The sequence below is a fragment of the Paraburkholderia domus genome (genome assembly GCF_905220705.1).
GTDB classification, from domain to species: Bacteria; Pseudomonadota; Gammaproteobacteria; order Burkholderiales; family Burkholderiaceae; genus Paraburkholderia; species Paraburkholderia domus.
The window spans coordinates 870,715-888,441 of record NZ_CAJNAT010000001.1; the positions used below are offsets into that span (position 1 = coordinate 870,715).

The following is a 17,727-nucleotide window of genomic DNA, read 5'->3' on the forward strand; positions in this document are numbered from 1 at the left end:
CCCCCAGATGGGCTCCCGCTCGATACTGAGCGCCAGGCTCCAAGCCACTAAAGCAGATCAACAGCTTTCTGGAACTTCAGCCCGGACGTTCGACTCCGGCAGCTATTGCTCGTCGGGATCCACACCCGTTAGCGCATCGCCGAGCAACCCGCTCGCCTCTTCGCCCGGCAATGCCTCGACGTCACGCAACTTGCGGTTCATGACGCGGGTGCGTGTTTCCGCGGCTTCGATCGAACGCGTGACGGTTTCAAGCTGTGCCTTGGTCTTTGCCAGCACGTCGCCGAATTTGCCGAACTCCGTTTTAACCGCGCCGAGCACTTGCCACACCTCGCTCGACCGCTTCTCGATCGCAAGCGTGCGGAAACCCATCTGCAAACTATTGAGCAACGCGGTGAGCGTGGTCGGGCCGGCAATCGTCACGCGATAGTCGCGTTGCAGCAGGTCCGTCAGGCCAGGCCGGCGCAGGACTTCCGCGTACAGGCCTTCGGTCGGCAGAAACAGCAGCGCGAAATCGGTGGTGTGCGGCGGCGACACATACTTCTCAGCAATCGTGCGTGCCTCGGCGCGAATCCGCGCTTCGAGCGCGCGCGACGCCTCCTCCACCGCAACAGGATCGGCGCGCTCCTGAGCCTCGATCAGCCGCTCGTAGTCCTCGCGCGGGAACTTGGCGTCGATCGGCAACCAGACCGGCGTAGCTGGACCACCCGTCTCCGCGCGACCCGGCAGTTTGATCGCGAATTCGACGCGATCGGCGCTTTTGGGCACCGTCGCGACGTTCTTTGCGTATTGATCTGCCGTGAGCAGTTGTTCGAGCAATGCTTCGAGCTGCACTTCGCCCCATGTGCCGCGCGTTTTGACGTTGGTGAGCACTTTCTTCAGATCGCCGACACCCGCCGCCAGCGTCTGCATTTCACCCAAACCGCGATGCACCTGCTCCAGCCGGTCGGACACCAGCTTGAACGATTCGCCCAGGCGTTGTTCTAGCGTGGCGTGCAATTTTTCGTCGACGGTGCGGCGCATCTCTTCGAGCTTGGTCGAGTTGTTCGCCTCGATGTCTTTCAGTCGCTGCTCGATGGTGGCACGCACTTCGGCGAAGCGGCGATCGTTCGCCTCGGTGAGCTGTCCCAGTTGCAAGGTCAGCGTTTCGCCGAACTGCTTGAGCGTGCGCCCCTGCTCGTCGCGCGCCTGCTGCGCCTGCTGCTGCAGGCTGTGACGCACCGCGTCGAGCTGCTGCGCGAAGCCGTCGATCTTGCCGCCCTGCACCGTCGTCATACTGCTGAATTGCGATGCCAGCGTTTGCTGAAAGTGCGCGAATCCACTGCTCTGCTCGGTACGCGACACGCGCGCCGTCTCGGTGATGTCATTGCGCAGTTGCCGCTCGAGCCGCTCATAAGCATGCGACTGCGCATCTGCCGCGGCGTCGATACGCTCGCTGAGAAGCTCGAATTGCTCGCTTTCGTCGGCGCGGCTATGGCCGCGCATCAGCAATGCCAACGCGATGACCAAGGCGACCGCCAGCACAGCAACGGCCGCCACCAGAATCATTGTCATGAACGCGCCTTGCCGATGACCTCGGGGTTGATCGGATTCGGCGGCCGGCCAGCGCGCGGACCTTCACCCAACGCCGCAATCAGATTGTCCGCGGCGAGGTTCGCCATAGCGCGGCGCGTTGCTTCAGTCGCACTGGCGATGTGCGGCGTCAGTACGACATTCGGCACGGTTAGCAGATCCGGATTCAGATTCGGTTCGCCTTCGTAAACATCCAGACCGGCTGCGGCGATCCGTTTCGCGCGCAGCGCTTCGACCAGCGCCGCATCGTCGACAATGCCGCCGCGTGCGATGTTGGTGAGCGTTGCGGTCGGCTTCATCTGTGCGAGTTCGGCCGCGCCGATCGTGTGATGGTTTTCCTTCGTGTACGGCAAGACGAGCACCACGTGATCGGCGCGCTGCAGCAGGTCCTGTTTGGACGCGTATTGCGCGTTCAGCTCCGCCTCGATCTCGGGCGCGACGCGCGAACGGTTGTGATAGATCACCTGCATGTTGAAGCCCTTGGCGCGACGCGCCAGCGCCTGCCCGATCCGGCCCATGCCGATCACGCCGAGCGTCGAGCCGTACAGGTCAGTGCCGAGAAAACCGTCATAGGTCCACTTCTGCCATTTGCCCGCGCGAAGCCAGTGCTCAGATTCGGCGATGCGGCGCGCCGTGGCCATCATCAACGCCCAGCCGAAGTCAGCGGTCGATTCGTTCAGCACGTCCGGCGTATTGGTGCCGAGCACGTTCGCCGCATTGAACGCGGCCATGTCGAAGTTGTTGTAGCCCACCGCCATGTTCGACACCACGCGCAGGCGCGGCGCCGCGGCGAGTGCCGCCGCGCCGACCGGATCGCCTGCGGTCAACGCACCGTCTTTATCAGCGAGACGGCGCGTCAACTCGTCGGCGGACAAGACGTCGCCCTGGTGCCAGTCGACGTCGAAATACTGTTTGAGCCGCTCGATCACGTCGGGAAAGATCGGGCGGGCGACGAGGATCTTCTGCATTGCAATTCTCCGAATAGCGCGTCGAGTCCAACTACCTCGGCGTCAAGATAAGCGCGAAACCAGGCGTCAGAAAAACAGCCAGCCCGTGACGAGAAACAGCGGCATCAGCACAACGACCGACCAGCCGAAATACGCGAAAAAGCTCGGCATGCGAATGCCGCGCGACTCCGCGATCGCTTTCACCATGAAGTTCGGTGCATTGCCGATATACGTGTTGGCGCCCATGAAAACCGCACCGGCCGAGATCGCCGCGAGCGTGGTGGCGCCGGCGGTCATCAGCGTCTGCGCGTCACCGCCAGCCAGGTTGAAGAACACCAGATAGGTCGGCGCATTGTCGAGAAACGACGATAGCAGGCCGGTCGCCCAGAAGTACATCAGATCGTGCGGCTGCCCTGACGGGTTGACCAGATGGACGATGCCGGCGAACGCGCCCGCCTCGCCGGCACGCAGGATCGTGATGACCGGCGCGATCGTCACGAAAATGCCTGCAAACAGCTTGGCGACCTCTTCGATCGGTGCCCAGTTGAAGTCGTTACCCGCGCGCGCCGCTCGCGGCGTCAATACCAGCGAGAGCACGGTGACGCCGATCAACGCGACATCGCGCACGGCATTTTGCAAGGCGACGTGCGTACCGAAGACGTCGAACACGACGGCCGACTTCCAGAATCCGCTCATCAGAACCAGCGCAATCACGGCGGCGAGCAGCACGAAGTTGATCGTGCCGTCGATGCCCAGCGACGGTGAATCCGGCGTCGGATCGAGAAAGCGCGAGCGCTCTTCTTCATGCCGATGAAAATAGTACGAGTCCAATGCATAGAACGCGGCCAGCAGCACGACGCAGACGAACAGCATCGGCAACGCCAGATGCGTAGTGGTCCAGAAGAAGCTCACACCCTGCAGGAAGCCGAGAAAGAGCGGCGGGTCGCCGAGCGGCGATAGCGAGCCGCCCGCATTCGCGACGAGAAAAATGAAGAACACCACCACATGAACGACGTGCTTGCGGTTGTCGTTGGCGCGCAGCAATGGGCGGATCAGCAGCATCGCTGCGCCGGTCGTGCCCATGATGCTGGCCAATAAGGTGCCGACGGCGAGAATGGCGGTATTGAGACGCGGCGTGCCATGCAGGTTGCCGCGCACACAGATGCCGCCCGCGACCGTATAAAGCGCCGTCAGCAGCACGATGAACGGAATGTATTCTTCGAGCACCGCGTGCACCAACGTTCCGAATGCAACGCTCGCGCCGAAGGTAAGCGCAAAAGGCACCAGGAATAGCAGCGCCCATGCTGCCGCGATTTTGCCGAAGTGGTGATGCCAGAATGCCGGCGCGACCAACGGAAACACCGCGATCGACAACAGCACGCCTGCAAACGGCAAGCCCCACAGCGCCGACAAAGTCGCGCCGTCGAGCGTAGCCGCCGAGGCCAGTTGAGGCCATCCGGCCAGCGTCAGTGCAGCGGCGAGCACCATGCTCGTCCACACGGCATGTCGTTTCATATTCTTGAAGTCCTTGTTAACGCGGATGACGGTGCGCGGCGGGAGACTCAGCCGCTCGCAGGGCTCACGCGCCACGAACGACGATCACATGCACCCGATAAGGCCCATGCGCGCCAAGCACGATAGTCTGTTCGATATCCCCGGTGCGCGACGGCCCGGACACAAAATTGACCGCACGCGGAAGTTCGCCGCGTTCGCTGCGAATCAGGCCAAACGCCTCTTCATGTCCTGAGACGATGCGCGAAGCCGGTACGATCGCAATATGCGTTTCCGGCAGCAAGCCGGCCGATGCGTAAGTCTCCGGCCCGGACAGCAGTACCAGCGTGCCGGTCTCTGCCGTCGCGCAGAAGCAGCCAGTAAGCCCGACTACGTCGCCGTCTTCGGGTTTGCGGAATTCGACGTTGAGGCCGGCTTCGGTCCAGTGCAGATCTTGCAGGGTTTGCCATGCGATCGCCTGCAGCGGCAAAGCGTGTTCAGTGAGGTAGCGATGCACGGCGGAAGCCACATCGCTCAGCGCTTCAACCGTATCGACCGTGGTCGCCATTTTCAGCGCTTCTTCGATAAAGCGCGTAATCAAATCGGCCGGCATCTCCGGACGCGGGCCTTGGGGATGGCGCGCCAGATAATCCGCAGCAGCCTCACGCTCGGAAGCGGACGGCTCAGGCTCGCGCCCCTGCGCTGCGCGGATGCGCGCCAGAATGTTACGGCGGGCAATCGATGTATCCATATGCGAAATCCTCGTGTCGACAGCCGTGCGATATGGCGAGAATTATACCGGCCACCCTGCGCGCGAACACCCTGGCCGAACGGCCTATCGCCGCGTATCGGCCACCCGGCGAGCGCCATCTCCGCGAGGTATCGGCATGTGAGCCGCACATGAGCCGCGCAGGCGCGGCATTACTTCGCAGCGTCTTCCTCAGGCTGCGCAATGCCGAACACCTGTCGCAAATACGCGAGATAGGCTTTGTCTTCACACATGTTCTTGCCCGGCGAATCCGACAGCTTCGCCACCGGCTGACCGTTGCAGCGAACCATCTTGATGACGATCTGCAACGGGTTGTAGCCCAGGTCGTTTGTCAGATTGGTTCCTACGCCGAATGCCAGCTTGCAGCGGCCGCGGAAACGCTCGTACAGTTGCAATACCTTCGGAATGTCGAGCGCGTCGGAGAACACGAGAATCTTGGTGCGCGGGTCGCAGCGGTTCGCCTCGTAGTGCTTGAGCAGGCGCTCGCCCCAGTCGAATGGATCGCCGGAATCGTGGCGCGCGCCGTCGAACAGCTTGCAGAAGTACATGTCGAAATCGCGCAGGAAGGCTTCCATGCCGTACACGTCTGAAAGTGCAATACCCAGGTCGCCGCGATATTCCTTCGCCCACATTTCGAAGCCGAAGATCTGCGAATCGCGCAACCGCGGACCGAGAGCCTGACACGCCTGCAGGTATTCATGCGCCATCGTGCCGAGCGGTGTGAGGTTGTGCTTCATCGCGTAGAAGACGTTGCTGGTGCCGGCAAATTGCTCGCCCAAGCCGTCCTTCAGCGTGAGGATCACTTCTTCGTGCCATGGCTTCGAGAAGCGCCGGCGCGTGCCGTAGTCGGCGATCTTGCAGTCGGCGAATTCCGGGCGGGCGCCCAGCAGCTTGATCTTTTCGACGAGTCGGCCGCGCCCTTCGCTGTAGTCCGGCGATTGCTGGGTATTGCGGAAGTAGACCTCGTTGACGATTGCGAGCATCGGGATCTCGAACAGGATCGTGTGCAGCCACGGCCCCTTGATCTCGATGTCGATTTCGCCGTTGCCCTTCGGCGACGGTTCGATCGAAATGTATTTCTCGTTCAGATGGAACAGCGCGAGAAACTCAATGAAGTCGCCCTTGATGAAGCGCATGCGCCGCAAGTAGTCGAGTTCGTCGTCGGTGAAGCGCAGGTCGCAGAGCTTGCGCACTTCGTCGCGGATCTCACCGATATACGGTACGAGGTCGACATTCGGCGTGCGGCAGCGAAAGCGATACTCGACATTCGCCGCGGGAAAGTGATGCAACACCACTTGCATCATCGTGAACTTGTACAGATCGGTGTCGAGCAGCGAAGTAATAATCATGATGGTGCGAACTGGACTGCAGGAAAAACGGAAAGCCTGGCTCGACCAAACACGTCAACCCATGCGCGTGCGGCACGCCCCGTGCGCACCGACCTGACGCATGTTACCCGAATGCGCCCGGATTCAGCGCGCCGGCGGACCGCTGCGCCGGACGCCATAAACTAATCACGAAAACGTATAAAAGGCATTGCGCGATGCCGTATGCGCCTCTTGACGTTACGTTACAATAGCGCTTTTGGCGTATTCGCCTTCCCTGATTCCGCATGCAGGAGCTGCCTGAATGACTCACGTTGTGACCGAAAGCTGCATCAAGTGCCGCTATACCGACTGCGTCGATGTGTGCCCGGTGGACTGCTTTCGCGAAGGTCCCAACTTCCTCGCGATCGACCCCGATGAATGCATTGACTGCGCCGTGTGCGTGGCCGAATGCCCGGTGAACGCCATTTATGCCGAAGAAGACGTGCCGGGCGACCAGCAGCACTTCACCGAGCTGAATGCCGATCTGGCGAAGAACTGGCCGAGCATCACCAAGACCAAGGCACCGCTGCCGGAAGCCGACGAGTTCAAGGACGTGAAGGAAAAGCTGGCCCTGCTCGTCCGTTAAGTGGCGCGGCCTGTCTCCCGCTGTTGCATTCGAACCAAATCGAGATGAACGCAGGGTATTGACAGGCGCTTAAGCTGCTTCTACAATTTCGCTTCTCTGCTGTTTGTTGTTCTGTTCCTCGATAGCTCAGTCGGTAGAGCGCCGGACTGTTAATCCGTAGGTCCCTGGTTCGAGCCCAGGTCGAGGAGCCAAGAATTGCAAAAGCCCGTTAACCAATACGGGCTTTTTTATGTAGATCAAGTTGTACTGCTGTTCCTCGATAGCTCAGTCGGTAGAGCGCCGGACTGTTAATCCGTAGGTCCCTGGTTCGAGCCCAGGTCGAGGAGCCAAAAAATTTAGAAGGCCCGCATTCGTGCGGGCCTTTTTGTTTTGGCGGGCCTTTTTGGCCCGGCCGATTTCGATGCCGGATCGGGTGACCTGGTCTGGGGCCGACCGTTCCGACCGGAAGTTTGCGCAAGACCTAGGGCCTCAACGCTGACCCTCTGGTGGATACGCCGTTATACGATGGTGTTTTATCTCGACGCAACTCTCTCGCGCCCAACCCGAGCACTCATTCCCGGCCACCTCATGAAACCGACCTTGTTGCGCATCGCGCTTGCAGTCACGACCACCCTGCTGCTGCCTCCGGCACACAGCGAAGAAGTCGGCAGCGTCAATACCAACTTCCGTATCACAGGCTCAGACCGCGTGGTCGTCGAAGCCTATGACGATCCGCTGGTCCAGGGTGTGACCTGCTACGTGTCGCGGGCGCGCACGGGCGGCGTCAAGGGCACGCTCGGAATCGCCGAAGATCCGACCGAAGCGTCGATCGCCTGCCGTCAGGTCGGCACCATTCACTTCACCGGGCCAGTGAAACAGCAGGCCGACGTGTTCTCCGTGAGTATGTCGCTGATCTTCAAATCGCTGCATGTTGTGCGGGTGGTCGACGCGAAACGCAACACGCTGGTGTACCTGACCTACAGCGACCGGGTCGTCAGCGGCAGCGCGAAAAACAGCGTAAGCGCCGTGCCGATACCGACCGGCACGACGATTCCGGTCAAGTAATCGCCACCTACGGCAAAACGCACTACGCAAAGGCGCGCAAGCACGAGCAACGGCACCGGCAGCCGCCGCGGCGCGCTACACTGACCGGTCATGCCGGACCGCCAGACTTTCACCATGACCGCCCATCGTTTCCAGGATTCCGCTCGCTACTGGCGTACGCCGCTTCTGCCCGGCGCGGATCTGCTCACGGCCGAATATCACGATCATGAGTTCACGCCGCATTGGCACGATGCGTACACAATTCCGGTGATCGTCGCGGGCGCCGAGGGCTATCGGTATCGCGGCTCGGACTATGTCGCCGAAGCGGGCAGCGTGCCGATCATCAATCCCGGCGAGTTGCACACGGGTTCGAAGGCTGTCGAGGCAGGCTGGCGGTATCGCGTGATGTACGCGCCCGTGGATTTCATTCACGATCTCGCCAATGGAGTCGCCGGCAAGCCGCAAGCATTACCGTGGTTCGCACCGGGCGTGATCCGCGATCCCGATCTGGCACAGCGGCTGGCGCGCGCGCACTGCCTGCTGGAGGCCGGCGACGATCCGCTCGCCGCCGAGGCCGCCATGCTCGACGCGTTGTCCACCTTGCTGGTCCGCTACTCGCAAACGCAGCCGGTACCGTCACGCCTCGCCGTCGACGACGCCCGCGTCGCGACAATGCAGGAGCGCCTGACCGGCGACCTCGCCGAAGCTGTCACGCTGGCCGAAGTCGCGCAGGCAGCGGGACTGTCGCCCTTTCACGCCGCACGCCTTTTCAACCAGACCACCGGGCTGCCGCCGCACGCGTGGCGCAACCAGGTGCGCCTGCAACGCTCGCTGGCACCTTTGCGCGCGGGTGTCTCCGTGACGGATGTCGCCGCCGCCAGTGGCTTCACGGACCAAAGTCATTTCACGCGCCATTTCCGGCGCATGTTCGGCGTGCCGCCGGGACGCTGGCAAGGCGGTTGACGCAGGACTTCACAGGACGGCAGGACGTCTGCAGCCCGCGCGGCCGCGACCACGCAGCGATGCAATCTCGAGGCCGATCTCTTTTGAGGGCCACTCCGACCCGCCCCACCATACGCCTTCAGCCGCCTCGCGAATTGCATCAGGCCGGTCATCCCGTAACCCGCCTCCGCATCCTTTGCGCGCTCACCGCAAGAACGTACAAGCCCCGCCCACCACCGCTCGCTATGCTTCCCGAATCAAGGAGGCAAGATTGACCCATTCCACCCCCGGCCAGCCCTCAAGCAGAGGCCATTTAAAAGAATTCACCGCCGGCGCGCGCGACATCATCCCAATGATGGTCGGCGCGGCGCCCTTCGGCGTGATTTTCGGCACCCTGGTCGCGTCCGGTCCGCTGCATCTATGGCACGGCCAGTTGATGTCGCTCGTCGTGTTCGCCGGCTCCGCGCAATTCATCGCACTGGGCCTGATCGCCGGCCATGCGAGTTTTGCAGTGATCTGGACGACCACGCTCGTCGTCAACCTGCGCCACGTGCTGTATAGCGCGACCCTCGCGCCACACGTCGCGCATCTCCCGGCGCGCTGGCGCTGGGCGCTTGGCGCGCTGCTCACCGACGAGGTCTTCGCGGTCGCATGGGAGCATTACCGGCATCGGGAGCCCGGCACGGTCGGTCCGCACTATTTCTTTGGCGCGGGTCTGGCGATGTACCTGAACTGGCAGCTCTGGACCGTCGCCGGCCTGCTGTTCGGCGCGGCCTTTCCGGGCCTGCAGTCGCTCGGGCTCGATTTCGCGATGGTCGCCACTTTCATTGCGATCGTCGTGCCGCAACTCGTTGCGCTGCGCTATATCGCGGCGGCCGCCACCGCGGGCACGCTGGCCTTCTTCTGGCAGGCGTGGCCGTACAAGCTCGGCCTGCTCGGCGCGGTGTTCGCGGGCGTCGCGGTCGGCGTCCTGCTGTCGGTGTCGCGATTTGGGCGAGATACGCGGGGTAACCGCGAAACGCCGCGCGCAAGCTCGCAGGAGCCCCCGCGGGAAGCCCCACGGAAACTCTCGCAGGACGCAGTGCAGGAAACCGCAGGAGCATCGCGATGAATTACATCGTTCTGATCCTTGGCATGGCCGCCATTACCTGGGTGATCCGCGCCGCCGTCTTCGTGCTCGGCGACCGGCTGGTGTTTCCGCCGCTCGTGCGCACCGCGCTCGGCTTCGTTCCTGTTACCGTGCTGACGGCGATCATCGTCCCGATGGCGGTCTCGCCGCACGGCAGCGGCGCCGAATTGACCTGGCGCAATCCGCAACTGGTCGGGGCGCTGGCCGCCATCGTAGTCAGCGCGCTGACGCGGCGGCCACTCCTGACCATCGCGGTCGGCCTGACGGTCTTTTTTGTCTGGCAATGCGTCGTGCTTAAATAAGCGCGGTTCGAGGCTCACGGCGCGCGCCTGTGGCACCCCGTTGCCACAGGCGCCGAGCGCGGCTGGCTCGGCACGGGGTGGCGCCCGCCGCGCACTGCCGTCATTAGGCGATGCATCCCTCTAAAAGCGTCGCCAGTACGCCCGCCCACCCTTAAGTTTCCCTTAATTCCGCCGATAAGAAGTCGAGGTCCGCTCGTCGGGATACGTCCCGCTGGTTATGCGGCAACAGGCAGGAATCAACCGCGCCGGCATTGGCGTCGCGTCTCACGGGGTCCGTGCGCGAACCGCCGACATGACAATGCAGCGCGGCAGGACCAAACGGGATAACACATGGGTCAAATCACCCTCACGCTCAAAGACGAGACCATTGCAACGCTGCGCAAGGACTTCGACGCTTTTCTGCGGGTTTCGCTGAAGCTCGATCCGCAGTTCGCGACGCCGTCGTTTGAGGACTTTTTGCGCGCCAAGCTACTCGACAACATGGTGCCGCTGACCGAGCACGCGGTTCAGCGGATGTTGCAGGGTGGCCAGTACGCGTGGGCGAAACGCACGCTGGACAAGGAATTCCCGGACGTCGTGGCGATTCTGATGCGGCAGGCGGAGGAATTCGGTTTCGGCTTTGCGGCCCGCTCGGAATGGACGCCCGAAGAACTCGCCAAGCAATGCCGCGATTGGGCAGCGGCCATCGTCAAGGAAGCGGAAGGCGACGCAGCGCTGATCGATCCGCTCGCGGCGCAGATCAAAGGCGCGGCACAGGACATCCAGGCGCTCGAGGAAACCATGCAGACACCGGCCTGGCGGCTGGTGGAATCGCTGCGCCAGCGCGTCTACGAAGCCAAAGTGGCGTGCGAAACCGGTGTGGGCAGCACCGCGCGCGAAAAGCTCGGCGAACTGCGCGGCCTCTTGCGCCTCGGTATTTCGCACGGCTCGTTCCAGAAGCAGGAAGCGCAGCAGATCATGGAGTACCTGCGCTTGCTGAAGCCGGAGATTTTCGTCGAAGAGCCGTATGACGTGTTCTCACGCCTCGCTGCATGGCTACGCAATTTCTTTGTGCCGCCGCGTCCGGTGCAGCCACCGCAGCAGCAACGGCAGCAACGGCAGTCGCGCTAAATCCGGCCGGCACCGGCCAGCTGCAACTGAAGGCAGCCGCAACGGTTGCCGGAACATCGGACCAGGAGGCCGCAACATGGCGGCCTCGATCGCGCCCGAACCCGGCATCACCGTTTCAATCCCACATCTTCCTGAGCCTGGCCCCAATCTCGATCTTCGCCTGCGCCGCCGCGGCCAATCCCGTCGCTGTGGGAGCGCTCGGCACCGGCACGCGCGGCCAGGCGTAAGCGTCGAACAAGGGCATCAGATGCGCCGGAATGAACCGTGTGCGCGACGCCCACACGTGACGGTCACCCATATGGGTCTGGTTGTGCACGTAAAAGCGCTGCGGCACGACGATATGCAGGTCCTCCTTCGCGCGCGTCATCGCCACGTATAACAGGCGCCGTTCCTCGTCGATTTCTTCCTCGCTGCCCGTGCCGAGATCGGACGGAATGCAACCGTCGACGCCGTTCAGCACGAACACGTTGCGCCACTCCTGCCCTTTCGCCGAATGGATCGTGGACAGGATCAGGTAGTCCTCGTCGATCAGGGGCACGCCGGATTCGTCGCTGGTGGCGTCCGGCGGATCGAGCGTCAGCTCGGTCAGGAAGCGTTCGCGCGATGCATACGTGCCCGCGATACTTTCCATCTGGAGTAGATCCGCGTGACGGATCGCTGCGTCCTCATGATTGCGTTCGAGATGCGGCTCGTACCAGCGCCGCACCATTTCGAACTCGGCCGGCCACGGTGTCTGGCGCCCGTACACGCTCGACATCAGCTTGACGAACGGATGCCAGTCTTCCTGCGCGCGAGCGGGCGGTGCAAAGGCGGCCAGCGCGCCGCCGGGGCTATGGGTGATATCGGCCGGATTGCCGACGCCCGCCCGCGCCACGACCTCGTCCAGCACCTTCGCGGCAGTGGCGGGACCAACGCCCGGCAGCAATTGCACAACGCGAAAACCAGCGACACGGTCGCGTGGATTCTCCGCCCAGCGCAGCACGGCGAGCACATCCTTGACATGCACCGAGTCGAGAAACTTCAGGCCGCCGAACTTCACGAACGGAATGTTGCGCCGGGTCAGTTCAATCTCCAGCGCGGCGCTGTGATGGGCGGCGCGAAACAGCACCGCCTGCGATTTCAGCTTCATGCCCTGCTCACGCGCTTCGAGCACCTGTTCGACGATGTAGCGGGCCTGATCCGCTTCGTCGGCGACCGTCACCAGACGCGGGCGCTGCGCCGAGGCCTTGTCGGTCCACAGATTCTTCGTGTAGCGCTCGCTTGCGAGCTCGATCACCGCATTCGACGCCGCCAGAATGGATCCGGTCGAGCGGTAATTGCGCTCGAGCGTGACCTGTTTGGCAGGCGGGTTGAAGTGCGCCGGAAAGTCGAGAATGTTGCGCACCGTGGCGCCGCGAAACGAATAGATCGACTGGGCGTCGTCGCCGACCACGGTCAGGCCGCGGCCATCGGGTTTCAGCGCGAGCAGGATCGACGCCTGCAGGCGGTTGGTATCCTGATACTCATCGACGAGAACGTGATCGAAGCGCGCCGACAAATCGGCTGCGATCGCCGGCTCGGCGGCCATGTGCGACCAGTAGAGCAGCAGATCGTCGTAGTCGAGCACGCTTTGCTTCTGCTTGGCTTCGACGTACGCCGCGAACAACATGCGCAGATCGGCCTCCCACTCCCGGCACCAGGGAAAAGCGCCGTTGAGCACGTCGGCGAGCGACGCGCCGGTGTTCACCACGCGCGAGTAGATCGCGAAGCAGGCGCCCTTGGCCGGAAAACGCCGCTCTTTCGCCGACAAGCCTAGCTCGTGACGCACGAGATTCATCAGGTCGGCGGAATCCTCACGGTCGTTGATCGTGAAGGCCGGCGCGAGGCCGATCAGGTCAGCATATTCGCGCAATAGCCGCGCGCCGACGCTATGAAAGGTGCCCGACCACGTCAACCCTTGCGCCAGCGCAGCGCGCGTGCCAAGTGCCGCGCCGGCAATGCGCGTGACGCGGCGGGTCATTTCGAGCGCGGCGCGGCGTGAGAAGGTCAGCAGCAGGATACGACGCGGATCGGCGCCCTTCACCACCAGATTGGCGACCCGGTGCGCCAGCGTATTGGTTTTGCCGGAGCCGGCCCCCGCGATCACCAGCAGCGCGCCCGGCGGCGCGTTGGGACTGTCGGCACCGTATTCGACGGCTTCGCGTTGCGCGTCGTTGAGCTTTGCCAGCCAGGCGGCGCTGTCGGTACCGGAATAGGACGGTGACGGAGATTCAGCGACGGAGAGCACGGTGGATTTTCGGGCCTGAGATGGAGTGGACGCGGCGACGCATACTGTATATCCATACAACCATTTGCGGCAAGCGACCCTTTTTTCCGTACCGCACAGAAAAAATAGCCCGGACGCAGATGCGCTCCGGGCTATTTTTCTTCGACGTGTCGGCCAAAGGTGCCGTCACGCCAGATACTGCACGACTTGGGCTTAGTGCTTCACGTCTGCGGCGTTGTCCTGATCGGCCGCCTGGCCTTGCATGTTCATCTTCATTTCATTGTTGGCGGCCTGCTTGTCAGCCTTCTGGTTGATCTTGGCGTCGTGCACCTGCTCGTTGTACTGCGACTTGGCAGCCTTTTGCTGCTGCTTCAACTCCGCCTTGGACGCCTTCTTCGACGCCTTGTATTCAGCATTAGCCTGTGCGTTGGCGTCGCGCTTCTGGACCAATGGATCGGTCGAGCCCGATGCCGTCAGACGCGCCGGTGCCGGCGTTACCGGCTGCACACCCTGTGCTGCGGGCGCGACGTCGGCGCCTTGCATCTGGACCTGTGCCTGGCCGTTCATACCGGCAGCCGGTTGCGCGGTCTGCGCGACAGCAGCGGTAGCGGCAAAAGCAGTCAGGGCGGTACCGATCAGGAACGTACGAATCTGAGTCATGGCTAAATCCTCTCTAAAGTTGTTGTGACGCGGGCGTCGTATCCGGCGCAGCAGTTTGATGTGCACTTCATGCGCGCCTCGCCCGGCCTGTTCGTTGCCGGAAAAATCCAGCAAGCTTTCCTACAGACCAGCACTTTACGAGTCAAGTTCTTAACATACGACCAGTGTTACGGAACGTTTCATTTTCTGACAACTACATAACATTTGCTTGCAATCGCCTGAGCGGGGTCCGGGACGACGGAGACTTTCATTCAGGGCAAGCTTCTGGCTTATGATGCGAACCCTTTGCTTCAAGGTGCAAACGCCATGCCCAACCTCGATTTCACACTGACCGGCGACTACGTCGAACTGCACAATCTCCTGAAGATAACGGGGCTCGCGGACAGCGGCGGGCAGGCAAAAATGATGGTCGCGGACGGCGCGGTGACCGTCGACGGCCGGGTCGAAACGCGCAAAACCTGCAAAATCCGCGCGGGCCAGGTCGTGCTGCTCGGCGATACGCGGATCGCGGTACACGAGGCTTGAGGCGCTGCCTCGTCGGACTCGGGAAAAACTCGCCGCCAGGACGCTAAACCGGAAGCTGGCAGCCGTGAACACCAAATCGAAGACGGGAAGCCAATGGCCCGGGCCCGTCATCAGAAACGTCGAGTCGGGAAACTCGGAGGACCGCGCGCACCAAAATCGTGCTTCCTCCATCGACATCCCCGCGCCTAAGCAATAAGCTGTCAGTTTCGACAGACAAACAATCGGCTGACAGCCGCCCTACGCTTTCGCGAGCCGCCGGATTTCGCCACCGGCAGCTCGCCAGCCGCGCAAGTCGTCCGGCTCGCGCCCGCCGCCGCGCTGTCGCCCCTTCCGCTTCCAAGCGCTCCATGACTCAATCCGGCTTCACCCGGGTGGCCGCCCGGCCGCCGACCCTGACCCGCCACGCCGCCGACACCGCCCGGCTCGCCGCGCCGCTCGCCATCGCGCAGCTTTCGCAAATGGCGATGGGCGTCACCGACACGATCCTGCTCGGTTCGCTCGGCCCCGACGCGCTCGCCGCCGGCGGCCTCGGCGCCAACCTGTTCTTCGTCGTGGTCACACTGCTGCAAGGCGTGCTCACCTCCGTGAGCGTGAGCGTGTCGCATGCGCGCGGCGCGCAGGACGAAGGCCGTGTGCCGCATATTTACTGGACCGGCTTCGTGTTGTCGGTGCTGCTGTCGGTGCCGGCGTTCTTCCTGCTGTCGTTCGCCACGCCCGTCCTGCTGGCCTTCGGCGAACCCGCGCTGCTTGCGCACAACGTCGGCGAATACGCGGCGGTGTTGCGCTGGGGCTCGCTCGGCAGTCTGATCGGCGTCGGCCTGATGCGCTCGTTCCTGCCGGCCATCGGCGCGGCCAAACGGCTCCTGTGGGTATCGCTCGTTAGCGTGTTCGTCAACGGTTTTCTCAACTACGGGCTGATTCACGGCGCCTACGGACTGCCCCGCCTCGGCTTTCTCGGTTCAGCGGCGGCCACCTCGATCACCGTATGGCTGAGCGCGCTCGTGCTGATGGCCCTGTTGCATCTGCGGCCCCGCTATAAACATTTCGTCGTCGCAACGCGGCCGAACGTGCCGTTGATGGGTGAACTCTTCGGCATCGGCTGGCCGGTCGCGATCACCTACGGCGTCGAATCGACACTGTTCCTCGCCACCGGCCTGATGGTCGGCCTGCTCGGCGAATCGCAACTGGCCGCGCATCAGATCGCGTTGAACGTCGCCTCGGTGGCCTTCATGGTGCCGCTCGCGATCGGTCAGGCAGCAAATGTACGGGTCGGCTACTGGTCCGGCGCCGGCCAACCGCTCGCCGCGCGCCACGCGGGTTTCGTTGCGCTCGCGCTCGGGGTCGGCTTCATGACGCTGTCGGGCATCGTGCTGATCGCCGCGCCGCACTGGATCGTGGGCTTGTATCTTCATCTCGACGACCCGGCCAATGCAGCCACGGTTACGCTGGCGAGTTCGCTGCTCGGCGTGGCCGCGATCTTCCAAATCGTCGACGGCATGCAGACGGTCGGCTCGGGCTGCCTGCGCGGTCTGAAGGACACACGGGTGCCGATGATCGCCGCGACGTTCGGGTACTGGGTTATCGGCTTTCCGACCGGTTACGTGCTGGCCTTTCACTTCGGGCTGGGCGCGCGCGGTTTGTGGTGGGGACTCGCGGCCGGCCTCGCGAGCGTCGCGTTGCTGATGACGCTGCGCTTTCACAAGCTGAGCTTGCGGCGCGTGCCAGTCACGCCCGGCGCGCCGCCTGCTCCGTCGGCCTGAGGCCGGCCTGAGGTCGGCCTGAGGTCGGCCTGAGGTCGGCCCGAACCAGGCCAAGCACAGATGGTTGCGCACGCAACCAACGTTTCCCGGCAAACGCGCCACGAACGGTAAAATGCGCGCTCTGGCAAAACCGCGCGCACCCGCGTGACGCCACTTGCGCACCTCACGAAGGCCGCGCCGCCCGACGGCCCGACATCCTCCGCCAGGGCCCTGCCGCTCCTCGCGAGCGGCGCCCCGGGCATGCCTCCTCGACTGACGGCATGCCGCACGACCGACCTTCAATTCCCGCTATAAAACATAATCAAGGACCACCCGTCATGCTTGCCCGCGTCACCCGTTTATTTCCGCTCTGGGCCGTGCTCGTTTCGATTGCCGCGTACTTCTCGCCCGCCTCGTTCGCCGGTATTGCGCCCCATGTCACTACGCTCCTGACGATCATCATGCTGGCAATGGGCGTCACGCTATCCGTGGCCGATTTCCAGCGCGTCTTCACGCGGCCCGCGCCGGTGATTGCAGGCATCGTCCTGCACTACCTCGTGATGCCGCTGGCAGCATGGGCAATCGCCAAGACACTCCGCATGCCCCCGGATCTGACTGCCGGCATGGTGCTGGTGGGTAGCGTCGCAAGCGGCACGGCGTCGAACGTCATGATCTATCTGGCGCGCGGCGATGTGGCGTTGTCGGTGACGATCAGCGCATTGTCGACGCTGGTCGGCGTGTTCGCGACACCGCTGCTCACGCGTCTTTATGTGGACGCGTCGATTGCCGTCGACGTGCACGGCATGCTCATGAGCATCCTGCAGATCGTTGCCCTGCCGATCGTGGTCGGCCTCGTCGTCAACCAACTGTTCAACAAGGCCGTGCGCAAGGTCGAACCGATTTTGCCGCTGATCTCGATGGTCGCGATTGTGCTGATCATCGGTGCGGTAGTGGGTGGCACGCAGAAGAGCATCGCGTCGGTGGGTCTCGTGGTGATGCTGGGCGTCGTGCTGCACAACGGCATTGGTTTGCTCGGCGGCTACTGGGGCGGACGTCTGCTCGGCTTCGACGAAGCCGTCTGCCGCACGCTCGCTATCGAAGTGGGCATGCAGAACTCGGGACTCGCGGCGACGCTCGGCAAGCTGTATTTCACGCCGATCGCGGCATTGCCGGGCGCGTTGTTTTCCGTGTGGCATAACCTGTCCGGCTCGCTGCTTGCGGGTTATTGGGCAGGACGTCCCGCAAAAGGGTCTACGCATCCGGATGGCGAACGCGCGTTGAACGCCGAACACGGATAATCACCGTCAAGCGACCATCAAGCGC

General features: G+C 63.1%; 15 protein-coding genes, 2 tRNA genes and 1 pseudogene. 11 read left to right on the forward strand and 7 right to left on the reverse strand.

Features of this window, described 5'->3' with window-relative positions:
• Positions 1–102: 102 nt before the first annotated feature.
• From KHO31_RS03775 to pncB, 5 genes are all read right to left on the reverse strand, one after another.
• On the reverse strand, positions 103–1,551 hold the full coding sequence (locus tag KHO31_RS03775; protein WP_201084675.1) for a DNA recombination protein RmuC: 1,449 nt from the start codon (positions 1,549–1,551) through the stop codon (positions 103–105).
• A complete protein-coding gene (locus KHO31_RS03780) occupies positions 1,548–2,537 on the reverse strand; it encodes a 2-hydroxyacid dehydrogenase (RefSeq protein ID WP_201070196.1) in 990 nt (329 codons plus the stop codon). Before KHO31_RS03780 ends, KHO31_RS03775 begins: the two co-directional genes overlap by 4 nt.
• Before the next feature lie 66 nt (positions 2,538–2,603).
• Positions 2,604–4,031 carry a sodium:proton antiporter gene (locus tag KHO31_RS03785; RefSeq protein WP_201084676.1) on the reverse strand — a complete coding sequence of 476 codons (1,428 nt, stop codon included), beginning with the start codon at positions 4,029–4,031 and terminating at the stop codon, positions 2,604–2,606.
• A gap of 64 nt (positions 4,032–4,095) precedes the next feature.
• Positions 4,096–4,758, reverse strand: a complete 663-nt coding sequence (locus KHO31_RS03790) for a LutC/YkgG family protein (protein ID WP_201070199.1) — start codon at positions 4,756–4,758, stop codon at positions 4,096–4,098.
• A 170-nt stretch (positions 4,759–4,928) separates the two neighbouring features.
• The gene (gene pncB / locus KHO31_RS03795; protein ID WP_201070201.1) at positions 4,929–6,125 is read right to left on the reverse strand and encodes a nicotinate phosphoribosyltransferase; all 1,197 of its coding nucleotides are present in this window, start codon (positions 6,123–6,125) and stop codon (positions 4,929–4,931) included.
• Positions 6,126–6,405: 280 nt separating this feature from the next.
• On the opposite strand from pncB, the gene fdxA reads away from it, so the two are divergent.
• The 8 genes and pseudogenes from fdxA (at position 6,406) to KHO31_RS03835 (ending at position 11,235) form a co-directional block, all read left to right on the forward strand.
• Positions 6,406–6,729 (forward strand): ferredoxin FdxA, encoded by a 324-nt coding sequence (fdxA, locus tag KHO31_RS03800; protein WP_054036179.1) that lies wholly within the window; start codon positions 6,406–6,408, stop codon positions 6,727–6,729.
• Positions 6,730–6,844: 115 nt separating this feature from the next.
• Positions 6,845–6,920: transfer RNA gene (locus KHO31_RS03805), tRNA-Asn, on the forward strand.
• A gap of 62 nt (positions 6,921–6,982) precedes the next feature.
• Positions 6,983–7,058 (forward strand) — tRNA-Asn (locus KHO31_RS03810).
• A 238-nt stretch (positions 7,059–7,296) separates the two neighbouring features.
• Entirely contained in the window at positions 7,297–7,773 is a 477-nt protein-coding gene (locus KHO31_RS03815) for a CreA family protein (RefSeq protein ID WP_201070204.1), read from the forward strand.
• Between the two features lie 114 nt (positions 7,774–7,887).
• Positions 7,888–8,715 (forward strand): helix-turn-helix transcriptional regulator, encoded by an 828-nt coding sequence (locus KHO31_RS03820; RefSeq protein WP_201070207.1) that lies wholly within the window; start codon positions 7,888–7,890, stop codon positions 8,713–8,715.
• A 250-nt stretch (positions 8,716–8,965) separates the two neighbouring features.
• Positions 8,966–9,724 (forward strand): annotated as a pseudogene (locus KHO31_RS03825) (AzlC family ABC transporter permease); the annotation flags it as partial.
• 77 nt (positions 9,725–9,801) lie between these two features.
• Positions 9,802–10,125 (forward strand): AzlD domain-containing protein, encoded by a 324-nt coding sequence (locus KHO31_RS03830; RefSeq protein ID WP_201070210.1) that lies wholly within the window; start codon positions 9,802–9,804, stop codon positions 10,123–10,125.
• 330 nt (positions 10,126–10,455) lie between these two features.
• The gene (locus KHO31_RS03835; RefSeq protein WP_201070211.1) at positions 10,456–11,235 is read left to right on the forward strand and encodes a DUF4088 family protein; all 780 of its coding nucleotides are present in this window, start codon (positions 10,456–10,458) and stop codon (positions 11,233–11,235) included.
• Between the two features lie 115 nt (positions 11,236–11,350).
• On the opposite strand, the gene KHO31_RS03840 is transcribed toward KHO31_RS03835, so the two are convergent.
• Together KHO31_RS03840 and KHO31_RS03845 are read right to left on the reverse strand one after the other, a co-directional pair.
• Positions 11,351–13,501 (reverse strand): ATP-dependent helicase, encoded by a 2,151-nt coding sequence (locus KHO31_RS03840; RefSeq protein WP_201121783.1) that lies wholly within the window; start codon positions 13,499–13,501, stop codon positions 11,351–11,353.
• 192 nt (positions 13,502–13,693) lie between these two features.
• Entirely contained in the window at positions 13,694–14,140 is a 447-nt protein-coding gene (locus tag KHO31_RS03845) for a hypothetical protein (RefSeq protein ID WP_201070215.1), read from the reverse strand.
• A 306-nt stretch (positions 14,141–14,446) separates the two neighbouring features.
• Between KHO31_RS03845 and KHO31_RS03850 the strand changes: the two genes are divergently transcribed.
• From KHO31_RS03850 to panS, 3 genes are all read left to right on the forward strand, one after another.
• Positions 14,447–14,665, forward strand: coding sequence for an RNA-binding S4 domain-containing protein (locus tag KHO31_RS03850; RefSeq protein ID WP_054036168.1), 219 nt, complete (start codon positions 14,447–14,449; stop codon positions 14,663–14,665).
• A 347-nt stretch (positions 14,666–15,012) separates the two neighbouring features.
• Positions 15,013–16,425 carry an MATE family efflux transporter gene (locus KHO31_RS03855; protein WP_201084678.1) on the forward strand — a complete coding sequence of 471 codons (1,413 nt, stop codon included), beginning with the start codon at positions 15,013–15,015 and terminating at the stop codon, positions 16,423–16,425.
• A 317-nt stretch (positions 16,426–16,742) separates the two neighbouring features.
• Positions 16,743–17,702 carry a ketopantoate/pantoate/pantothenate transporter PanS gene (gene panS, locus KHO31_RS03860; protein ID WP_201070219.1) on the forward strand — a complete coding sequence of 320 codons (960 nt, stop codon included), beginning with the start codon at positions 16,743–16,745 and terminating at the stop codon, positions 17,700–17,702.
• The last annotated feature ends 25 nt before the right edge of the window (positions 17,703–17,727 follow it).